Source organism: Actinomyces succiniciruminis, assembly GCF_900002405.1.
GTDB classification, from domain to species: domain Bacteria; phylum Actinomycetota; class Actinomycetes; order Actinomycetales; family Actinomycetaceae; genus Actinomyces; species Actinomyces succiniciruminis.
Genome location: NZ_LK995512.1, coordinates 1 through 9,860, shown reverse-complemented (window position 1 = coordinate 9,860; position 9,860 = coordinate 1). Strand labels below are relative to the sequence as shown.

At 66.1% G+C, this 9,860-nt stretch carries 9 protein-coding genes and 1 pseudogene; 3 read left to right on the top strand and 7 right to left on the bottom strand.

The features are described 5' to 3' along the window. The coding region (locus BN1056_RS08770; protein WP_244671606.1) for a bile acid:sodium symporter family protein at nt 1-1,099 on the top strand (1,099 nt) is incomplete at its 5' end. 157 nt (nt 1,100-1,256) lie between these two features. On the opposite strand, the gene BN1056_RS08765 is transcribed toward BN1056_RS08770, so the two are convergent. From BN1056_RS08765 to nrdH, 5 genes are all read right to left on the bottom strand, one after another. Continuing rightward, nucleotides 1,257-1,760: a hypothetical protein gene (locus BN1056_RS08765; RefSeq protein ID WP_210580453.1), complete on the bottom strand. Its 504-nt coding sequence runs from the start codon at nt 1,758-1,760 to the stop codon at nt 1,257-1,259. A gap of 1,199 nt (nt 1,761-2,959) precedes the next feature. Beyond that, nucleotides 2,960-3,505, bottom strand: a complete 546-nt coding sequence (locus tag BN1056_RS14730) for a hypothetical protein (protein ID WP_244671605.1) — start codon at nt 3,503-3,505, stop codon at nt 2,960-2,962. Between the two features lie 27 nt (nt 3,506-3,532). Next, the gene (gene nrdE / locus BN1056_RS08755; protein ID WP_210580450.1) at nt 3,533-5,698 is read right to left on the bottom strand and encodes a class 1b ribonucleoside-diphosphate reductase subunit alpha; all 2,166 of its coding nucleotides are present in this window, start codon (nt 5,696-5,698) and stop codon (nt 3,533-3,535) included. Then, on the bottom strand, nt 5,683-6,093 hold the full coding sequence (gene nrdI / locus BN1056_RS08750) for a class Ib ribonucleoside-diphosphate reductase assembly flavoprotein NrdI (protein ID WP_111819746.1): 411 nt from the start codon (nt 6,091-6,093) through the stop codon (nt 5,683-5,685). The genes nrdE and nrdI overlap by 16 nt, the downstream gene beginning before the upstream one ends. Before the next feature lie 16 nt (nt 6,094-6,109). After that, complete coding sequence (gene nrdH / locus BN1056_RS08745; protein ID WP_210580448.1) at nt 6,110-6,358, bottom strand: glutaredoxin-like protein NrdH; 249 nt, start codon at nt 6,356-6,358, stop codon at nt 6,110-6,112. A 631-nt stretch (nt 6,359-6,989) separates the two neighbouring features. Here nrdH and BN1056_RS08740 point away from each other — a divergent pair. Both BN1056_RS08740 and BN1056_RS08735 read left to right on the top strand, forming a co-directional pair. Next, a complete protein-coding gene (locus tag BN1056_RS08740; RefSeq protein ID WP_210580446.1) occupies nt 6,990-7,490 on the top strand; it encodes a transcription repressor NadR in 501 nt (166 codons plus the stop codon). A 310-nt stretch (nt 7,491-7,800) separates the two neighbouring features. Continuing rightward, entirely contained in the window at nt 7,801-8,973 is a 1,173-nt protein-coding gene (locus BN1056_RS08735; protein ID WP_210580445.1) for a PTS sugar transporter subunit IIC, read from the top strand. 63 nt (nt 8,974-9,036) lie between these two features. On the opposite strand, the gene BN1056_RS08730 is transcribed toward BN1056_RS08735, so the two are convergent. Both BN1056_RS08730 and BN1056_RS08725 read right to left on the bottom strand, forming a co-directional pair. Further along, the gene (locus BN1056_RS08730) at nt 9,037-9,390 is read right to left on the bottom strand and encodes a magnetosome magnetite crystal formation protein family (protein ID WP_210580444.1); all 354 of its coding nucleotides are present in this window, start codon (nt 9,388-9,390) and stop codon (nt 9,037-9,039) included. Between the two features lie 218 nt (nt 9,391-9,608). After that, nucleotides 9,609-9,860: pseudogene (locus tag BN1056_RS08725) on the bottom strand (hypothetical protein); the annotation flags it as partial.

Genomic DNA, 9,860 nt, shown 5'->3' with positions numbered 1-9,860 from the left:
GCGGCCCGCGCCGCCCGCCACCGACCAGTTCGCCCCCCGCCGGGGAGGTGGAAACGAGGCCGACCGCGCAGCCGCCGAGCGCACCGAGGCCCGGCGCGCCGCCGTCGAGGATGCGCGCCAGGAGCGCAGCGCCCGGATTGCGGTTGCCGTCTTCCCCCTGATTATGTTCGCGGCCTTCCTCGCGGCGTTCTTCCTCCCCGACACCTTCGTGCCGCTGTCCAACTACATGACGCCGCTGCTGGCAGTGACCATGCTGGGCATGGGCATGACCCTGTCGGTGCCGGACTTCACCATGATCGCCCGGCACCCGGTGCCGGTGGTGGTCGGCGTGCTCTCACAGTTCTCGGTCATGCCACTGGTGGGCTGGACCGTGGCGCACCTGGTCCCGCTGCCGGATGAACTCAAGGTGGGCATCATCCTCATCGGCTGCGTGCCGGGCGGCACGACGTCGAATGTGTGCAGTTTCCTGGCCAAGGGCAACACGGCCTTGAGCGTGTCCATGACCGCACTGTCCACCATGCTCTCCCCCGTCGTCACTCCGCTGCTCACCCTGTGGCTGGCGGGTACTTACATGGAGGTACCCGCGGGGTCGATGGCGCTGTCCATTGTGCAGATCGTGCTGCTGCCGGTGGGGGCCGGACTGCTGCTCAACATGTTCGCCCACCGGCAGGTCGCGCGGGTTCAGCCGATCATGCCGTGGGTGTCGGTGATCGCCATCGCCGGGGTGGTGGCCGCGGTAGTCTCCCGCAGCCAGGCGCTGATCGCCACTGCCGGACTGCTGATGTTCGTTGCTATCGCCGTCGAGAACGCCATCGGCTATGGCCTGGGCTACGCGGTGGCACGGCTCATCGGGGTTTCTCGCCGTGACCGACGCACCATCTCCATCGAGACCGGCCTGCAGAACGCCGGGCTCGGCTCCACGCTCGCCGCCACCTACCTCAGCGCCGCGGTGGCGGCGCCGTGCGCCGTGGCGACCTTCTGGCACACGATCACCGGCTCGGTGCTCGCCATGTACTGGCGCCTGCGCGGCTTCCCCGAGGGCGAGGACCCGCTGGCGACGGTACGCCAGCTGCGCGCACAAGCCGCCGTCGGCGACTAGCCCCTGTGCCCTGAGAGACGTGCCAACGTCACCCGGCAACACGTGGGACGTCCCCGTCTCCCTCGTACGGCCGCACCCCGCTTCTGCTCGTGCCCGCCGACGCCACGGCACATGCCGCTTCTTTCCTACGGTCGATAGACGCGCGTTCGCTTCCCGGTTACCGCGTACTACCCACATCCCGCCCGAGCAGCTCCAGGCCGCGCCTGGCCAACCGCTCCAGTTGCCTGTCCTGGTCGATCCACGCCTTGATGAGGCCTTCGTAGTAGCGCTCACCCCGCCACAAGTAATGCACCGTGATGGCGACCTCGTCTGCGGTGAGACTCTCGATCGGCTTATCCCTGATGCGGGCGTATCGGTCGAACGCCGTCTTCTCCGATCGCGACTCACCCCGCGTGGCTGCGTCTTCACCTGCCTCTGCGGCTGTGTCTGTCCGGTCCCCGTTTCCCCTGGCGTTGGCGGCAGCCGCACGATCACGACACATGCTGCTGACACGCTGCAATGCGGCCAACCCTGAATAGATGACATCACTGTAGTTGACCCAGGCGGCGTGCAGGACGCCGTCCTCAAGGTCGCCGCCGCCCCACCCAGGGCTGTAACCATCGCGGAGCGCTACATACATCGCCGCGATGTCATCCGTGCCGTCACTCTGTGCGCTGGTCATACCGTCGCTTCCGTCTTGGGGTGTGGGACCGTTCCGATGCTACTGGCGTAGACGCGGCTGTGAGTCGCGGAGCAGCCCTCCAGACGAGTGGGCCAAGGAGCCGGTCGGTGGTCGTAGACGTTAGGGAGGAAAGGCCGGGGACATTGACGAGGCACCCAACGTGACCGGCAGGGTCAGAGTTCCCGGTTGGCGGTTGCATGCGGCGTGCTGCACGACCGTGGCGGGAGCCTCAACGACCTCCATGACGTTTTACGACCTTGGGGTGCGTTTTACGACCACCCCAGGGTCGTGGAACGCACCCCAAGGTCGTATTCCGTATTGCGCGGGCCGGGCCATGCGTACATTATTCGGGCTCTTCCGGTTTGGGGGGTGTGGTGCGGGTGCTGGAGTCGATGGCTGGCGTGGCGGAGCACCCGCTGGGTGGCGCTGCTCGGGCTTGTGCGGTGGGTCTGCACACTTCAGGAGCGAGCGCCGCGGCGGAATCCGCGTGATTACGCGGATCTAGCTCGCGATCTGGATGTCATGACAGTGCTCCAGTGTGCAACGCGGGCCCCGTTGCACACTGGAGCGATACCACCAGATTCTGCCCCAGGGGTAGATTCCGTGTCTTTCCAAGGAAAACCGGGATTTGGGCGGGTGTGCCCGGACGGCCCTTGCGCGCAAACCCGCAGCTCCGGCTCGGCCCGTCGGCCAACGCGAGGCACCGGGCCGTCACCCGCTGGACGTCAGCACGCGGCAGCACATCTCATCGCCAGGCTCCGGCGTCAAGATCGGCCGCCGGAGAACGTCGGCCACGACGATGGAACCCCGAGACCAACCGGCCAGCAAGAGGTGCGAGGTGCTTCCTGGCCCTACCCCTGGAAACCGCGTCATACCACCACTTCCAGAGGCGAGATCGCCACCGACCCCACGAGCACCCCACGGGACCGACTGGCACCAGGCCAAAACTACCACCTTTCGTTGAAAACACGCCAAGCGCCACCGACACCGCTCCCGGTCATGTGAGTGTCCAAGCGACTCACACGTCACAGCATGCAGGAGACGCAGCCCTCAACCTAGGCGCCAACGAGTAGCCCTGCCGGGAAACTGGCACTGGCACCGTAGGCGCTGACAAAGTATGCTATTCACCGCTCAGGGCAGTAGCTCTGCGAAGTGGACCCGGCAGCCTTCCGGACGGTGGGCGAGCCGGGTTTCGCGTATCAGCTTCCCAGATCAATGACGTCAAGCCTGACGTTAGACAAGGCGGCCCGCCACTGCCCACCCTTGTTCCAGCACCAGCTGACGGCATCGGCCAGCCAGAGCAGAGGCTCTTCGTGGTCATGCAGATGATCGTAGGTTCCATCCCAACCAGAGCCGAACGCTTCATGCAGCACGCGCCGATCAGATTGCATAACAGAGTCGTTGCGATCAAGCACGAGCTGTTGGCAAGCGCCATCACGCAACGCCTCAGCCAAGGCGCGTAAGCATCTTGGCCTCGCAATCCTCGGTTTCGCCGAACTCCGGTACACCTCAACCTTGATGGGCATCGCCACGACGTCGTCGATTACCGCGCGGCGTACCTCATCACGCTCCTTGGTGAAGTGAATGGAGCGCTGTCCGGAGCGAAGATGATTCCGAAGTGTCTTTCCGATCCGATGCGCATCAGACGGTCGCAAGTACACCGCGGTAATCGAGTAGCCCCGGACCTCAGACTCGTCGACGAACACGCGGTAGGGACGCGACAGATCCCAATCGCCTTTGCTCACCGCCCTAAGTCCCTTAGCCACGCAGTGTCACAGCATGCAGGAGACGCAGCCCTCCACCTCGGTGCCGGTGAGCGCGGCCTGGCGCAGGCGGATGTAGTACAGCGACTTGATGCCCTTGCGCCAGGCGTAGATCTGCGCACGGTTGACGTCGCGGGTGGTGGCGGTGTCCGGGAAGAACAGCGTCAGGCTCAGCCCCTGGTCCACGTGCTGAGTGGCAGCGGCATAGGTGTCGATAATCTTCTCCGGGCCGATCTCGTAGGCGTCCTCGTAGTACTCGAGGTTGTCGTTGGTCATGTAGGGCGCCGGGTAGTAGACGCGCCCGATCTTGCCCTCCTTGCGGATCTCAATCTTGGCGACGATCGGGTGGATCGAGGAGGTGGAGTGGTTGATGTAGGAGATGGAGCCGGTGGGCGGCACCGCCTGGAGGTTGCGGTTGTAGATGCCGTCCCGCTTGATCTTCTCCGCCAGCTCCGCCCAGTCCGCGCGCGTGGGCACGTGCACCGAGGAGTTCGCGAATAGCTCGCGCACGTGCTCGGTGACCGGGACGAAGTCCTGGTTCAGGTACTTGTCGAAGAACTCACCGGACGCGTACTTGGAGTCCTCGAAGCCGACGAAGGTCTCCCCCCGCTCCACGGCCAGCTCGTGCGAGGCGGTCAGCGCCGCGAACAGCACGGAGGCGAAGTAGACGTTAGTGAAGTCCAGGCCCTCCTCGGAGCCGTAGTGGATGTGCTCGCGCGCCAGGAAGCCGTGCAGATTCATCTGGCCCAGGCCGATCGCGTGGGACTCGTGGTTGCCACGGTTGATCGACGGGACGGACTCCAATTCGGTCTGGTCGGAGACGGCCGTCAGCCCGCGCACGGCGGTGCGGATGGTGCGCGCGAAGTCCGGGGAGTCCATGGTCTTGGCGATGTTCAGGGAGCCCAGGTTGCAGGAGATGTCCTTGCCGACGTGCGCGTAGGACAGGTCCTCGTTGAGCACGCTGGGCTCAGAGACCTGCAGGATCTCCGAGCACAGGTTGGACATGACCACCTTGCCCTTGATCGGGTTGGCCCGGTTGACCGTGTCCTCGAACATGACGTAGGGGTAGCCGGACTCGAACTGGATCTCCGCCAACGTCTGGAAGAACTGGCGGGCGTTGATCTTGTCCTTGCGGATGCGCTCGTCGGCCACCATTTCGCGGTACTTCTCGGTCACGTTGATGTCCGCGAAGGGCAGCCCGTAGACGCGCTCGACGTCGTAGGGGCTGAACAGGTACATGTCCTCGTTCGCCCGGGCCAGCTCGAAGGTGATGTCCGGGATGACGACGCCGAGCGAGAGGGTCTTGATGCGGATCTTCTCATCCGCATTCTCCCGCTTGGTGTCCAGGAATCGCATGATGTCCGGGTGGTGGGCGTGCAGGTAGACGGCGCCCGCGCCCTGGCGCGCACCCAGCTGGTTGGCGTAGGAGAAGGAGTCCTCCAGCAGCTTCATCACCGGGATGACGCCGCTGGACTGGTTCTCGATGCGCTTGATGGGCGCGCCCATCTCCCGCAGGTTGCTCAGCAGCAGGGCGACGCCGCCGCCGCGCTTGGACAGCTGCAGGGCGGAGTTGATCCCGCGGGAGATCGACTCCATGTTGTCCTCGATGCGCACCAGGAAGCAGGAGACGGGTTCGCCGCGCTGGGCCTTGCCCTCGTTGAGGAAGGTGGGGGTGGCCGGCTGGAAGCGGCCCGACATCATCTCGTCGATCAGGTCCAGTGCGAGCGACTCATCGCCGTCGCCCAGCGCCAGGGCGACCATGGTGACGCGGTCCTCGAAGCGCTCCAGGTAGCGCTTGCCGTCGAAGGTCTTGAGCGTGTAGGAGGTGTAGTACTTGAAGGCACCCAGGAAGGTTTCGAAGCGGTAGTCGTAGGCGTAGGCGGCTTCGAAGGCGGACTTGACGAACTCGGGGCGGTAGCGGTCCAGCACCTCCTGCTCGTAGTAGCCCTCCCGCACCAGGTAGTCCAGCTTCTCCTCCAGCGACGGGAAGGTGACGGTGTTGTCGTTGACGTGCTGGAGGAAGTACTGGCGCGTGGCCTCGCGGTCGGCGTCGAACTGGATCATGCCGTTCGCGTCGTACAGGTTCAGCTTGGCGTTCAGGGCGTGGTAGTCGAGGTCCGGGGAGACCGTGGTCTTCGGTGCGGTGCTCGCGGGGGCCGTCAGCGTTTCTGCCAAAACTTGTCCAATCCTTCTTTGACGCGTTCGACGTCGGTAGGGGTGCCGAGCAGCTCATACCGGTACAGGAAGGGGACGTTGAGCTTGCTGGCGATGATGTCGCCGGCGATGCCGTAGGCCTCGCCGAAGTTGGTGTTGCCCGAGGCGATGACGCCGCGGCACAGCGACCGGTTGTGCGGGTCGTTGAGGAACTTGATGACCTGCTTGGGCACGGCGCCCTTGATGGCGCCGCCGCCGTAGGTGGGCACGACGAGGATGTACTCCTCGTCAACGCTCAGCGGCTGATCCCCCGGGCGCAGCGGAATGCGTGCGCTGGGGTAGCCGAGCCGCTCGACGAAGCGGCGGGTGTTCTCCGAGGTGGAGGAGAAGTAGACCAGGAGGGGGCGGTCGTTCACGGACGCCTGCCCCCGTTCAGATGGCGGCGGCCTCGGCGACGACGGAGGCGAGAGCCTTGATCTTGTCCGGACGGAAGCCGGACCAGTGCTCGCCGCCGGCCATGACCACGGGAGCCTGCGCGTAGCCGAGGGAGCGGACCTGGTCGAGCGCCTCGGCGTCCAGGGTGATGTCGACCGTCTCGTAGGACAGGCCGGCCTTGTCCAGGGCGCGGTAGGTCGCGGCGCACTGGACGCAGTTGGGCTTGGAGTAGACGGTGATCGCCATGTCAGTCACTTCCTGGCGTTAGGTGGATGGTCGGACGGTTGCGGTGCGTGCGGCCGATTCGGAACCCCACGAACGGGGACTTACCGGCGCGTAATCACACGCATGTAGTTCTCGGGAGGGCAAGCGCCCCCTGCTGTTCAAAACACTACCCCTAGGGGTCGGAGCGCGCCACCACCCCAAGATGATGTGTCTGGCGTGTCGTTGTGCATAGAGTCCCTTCGGCCTGTGGACGGTGCGTCGATCGCTGTGGACACCCTGTGGAGCCGGCACCGCCCGCCCGCATCGACAGTCCCGGAGCGGTCGGCACGACGCCGTCGCCCGACCACCCCGGATCGGCTTCGCCATGGTCTCGCGGGGGTCTGACATGAATTCCGACCGCTTACCCTCACCGTCTCCACAGGCCTACAGCCGCACCACCACTCCGCCGGTCCCCAGGCTGGGGACAAACTGACGAAAAATGCCGCCCGAATCACCCCACTCCGGGCGTGTCGCACCGTCAATCACGCGGGCACTACCCGTTCCGCCGGTCATGGCAACCGTGCTACGTTCCCATGAGGCGGCTCACAGGGGCCGGCCGTGCGGCAGCAAGCCCGCCGTGGGGCAGCAAGAGGAGCATCGAGAGGACCGCGAAATGGACGCATCCGAGCGCCGACAGGCGATCCTGGACCGCCTGCAGGAGGCCGACACCCCGCTGGCTGCGGCATGGCTGGGCGAGCAACTCGGCGCCTCCCGGCAGATCGTCGTCGGCGACGTCGCCCTGCTGCGCGCCGCCGGCCACGCCATCCGCGCCACCAACCGCGGCTATGTCCTGGCCCGCCCCAGTTCGCGGCCACGCCGCGTCTTCCACGTCCAGCACGGTCGCGACCAGGTGGCCGCCGAGTTGTCCGCGATCATCGACGCCGGCGGCACCGCCCTGGACACGATCATCGAGCACCGCCTGTACGGCCAGATCACGGTGGACCTGCTCATACACAACCACACCGAGCTGGACCTCTTCCTTGAGCGCATGACCGAGTCCTCCACCCTGTCCGAGCTGACCAACGGCTGGCACGCCCACACGGTTGAGGCCGACTCGGAGGCGCAGCTGGACACCATCGAGTCGCGCCTGAGCGAACTCGGCATTCTGCGCTGACATCCGCTGGCTTCGAAGGACGAATGTCCGAATCCGGCATAAACGATCGGCGGAACCCCTGCCCGGCGGCAGCGGATCGTTGAAATCGTGCGGTTCCACGAGGTCAGACCACACAGCACCCGGGACGTTTGTGCCGTTTTCGGACAGTTTTCCACCCTGCCGACCAGGCCGAGCCCGCAGCCCACGCGTACGGGAGAGGCAGCTCACGCCACTTGTGTCATGACACCTGGCGGGCTCCGACTATCCTTTTAGTGTCTTGACACCCAGCGCGGGCGCAGGCCGTCGCCCCCGTCGTCCATGGGAGGCTCCCATGTCCACATCCTCCAAGTCCAAGGCCCCCGCCAACAACGCAGCCAACACCCCCGCCAAAGACGTCGCCTTCCCTGCCGGGCCGCACGGCCCGCTGGAAAGGCTGCGTACCTTCGGTAACCGGTTCTTCATCGAGGGCCTGACCGGTATGGCGCACGGCCTGTTCGCCACGCTGATCATCGGCACGATCCTCACCCAGCTCGGGGCCTTCGTCCCCGGGACGGTCGGCGACTTCATCGTGTTGATGGGGCGGGTGGCCTCCTCGATCACCGGCGCCGGCATCGGCCTGGGCACCGCCCGCCGGCTGGGGGCAGACACCTTCGTCGTCATCTCCGCGGCCGCCGTCGGGCAGATCGGCGCCCAGGCCTCCGGCCTGCTGTCCGGCAGCGCCATACTGAACGACGACGTCGGCACCGCACTGCTGCTGCGCGGCCCGGGTGAGCCGCTGGGCGCCTTCGTGGCGGCCTGTGTGGCCGTCGAGGCCGGCCGCCTGGTCTCCGGCAGGACGCCGGTGGACATCCTGGTGACCCCGTTGACCACGATCCTCGTAGGCGGTGGCGTCGGGCTGTTCGTCGGCCCGCCCATCTCCTCGGCGATGACGGCGCTGGGACAGCTGGTCAATTGGGGCACCGAGCGGCAGCCGTTGCTGATGGGCGTGATCGTCGCCGTCATCATGGGGATGGTGCTGACCCTGCCGATCTCCTCGGCGGCGCTCGGCGTGATTCTGGGCCTGTCCGGCATCGCCGCAGGCGCCGCGACCATCGGTTGCACCACCCAGATGGTGGGCTTCGCCGTCGCCTCCTTCCGGGAGAATCGCTGGTCCGGGCTGCTGGCGCAGGGCCTGGGCACCTCCATGCTGCAAATGCCGAACATCCTGCGCCGACCACTCATCTGGGTGCCGCCCACGCTGGCATCGGCGCTGCTCGGACCGGTGGCGACCGTCGTGCTGCACATGGAGTCCAACGCCGTCGGCTCGGGCATGGGCTCGGCGGGCCTGGTTGGTCAGATCATGACCTGGCAGACCATGAGCGGCGCCATGCCCACGGCGCAGTTGCTGGCCACGATCGTGCTATTCCAGTTCGTGGCCCCGGCACTGCTGACTCTGGCCATCAGCGAGTTCATGCGCGCCCGCGGCTGGATCCGCCCCGGCGATATGGCACTGGCCAAGGCCTAGTGGGGGATCTGGAAGGGGCCGCCGGCCGCATTCCACCGGACTCTTACACCTCGGCGCAGGAAGTCATCTGATGAACGGGATGCCGCGGAAGGGCACGACCTTGCCGCGGCTCGCCCGGACGCCGAAGGCGATGCAGATGATCACGTGGAACAGGGAAATGATCAACCAGGTGACGTAAGGCACCGATGGTAGAAAACCGCTGAGGTCATCGGGCGGGAGCACGATCATCTCAACGAAAAAGCCACCCAGGAAGAGGATGGTGGCGAGCAAATAGTTCACTCCCCAGCTGGCCGCAGCAGTGCCGTTGGTGCGGGCAGGCTCAGGATCCCTGCGACAAGTATGGCCGACGGCGATCATAACAATCGCGGCAACGATCGACCCGAGACCAGGAATCAAGACGAATACGAACAGTCCCATGTACCAGGCGTGTGCACCGGTGGGCCGGGGGCGCGCCTGCGGGTAGTACGGCTGGCCGTAGGGAGGGCGCGGCACTTGCGGGGTTCCTGGCGGGACCGGGTACAGCGCCTGGTTCGCAGGGTATGCGCCGCCGGGTGGGGACTGAGCCGCGGCCGGCGGGTATGGCGCCGGAGCCTGGGGGTATTGCGGAGAGCGGGGGTAGTCAGGGTAGGGGCTGCTCACTGGCTCTGCTTCATCCAGTCCGGGGTCGCCTTGGGGTCGCGCGGGAAGAGCTCCAACTCTTGGGCGACGTCCTCGGGCGTGTAGGGCGGGTTGAGCACGGGCTCGTGGTCGTAGTCGAAGTCGGAGACAAGCTGGTAGTCCTGCTTGTTCATGGTGAACACGCCCCTGGTCCAGGCGCCGCCGCCGGGACGGGCCATGGCGATGCGCACTTTTACGGCGGGCTCCACGACCTCCCGGGGCACGATGTT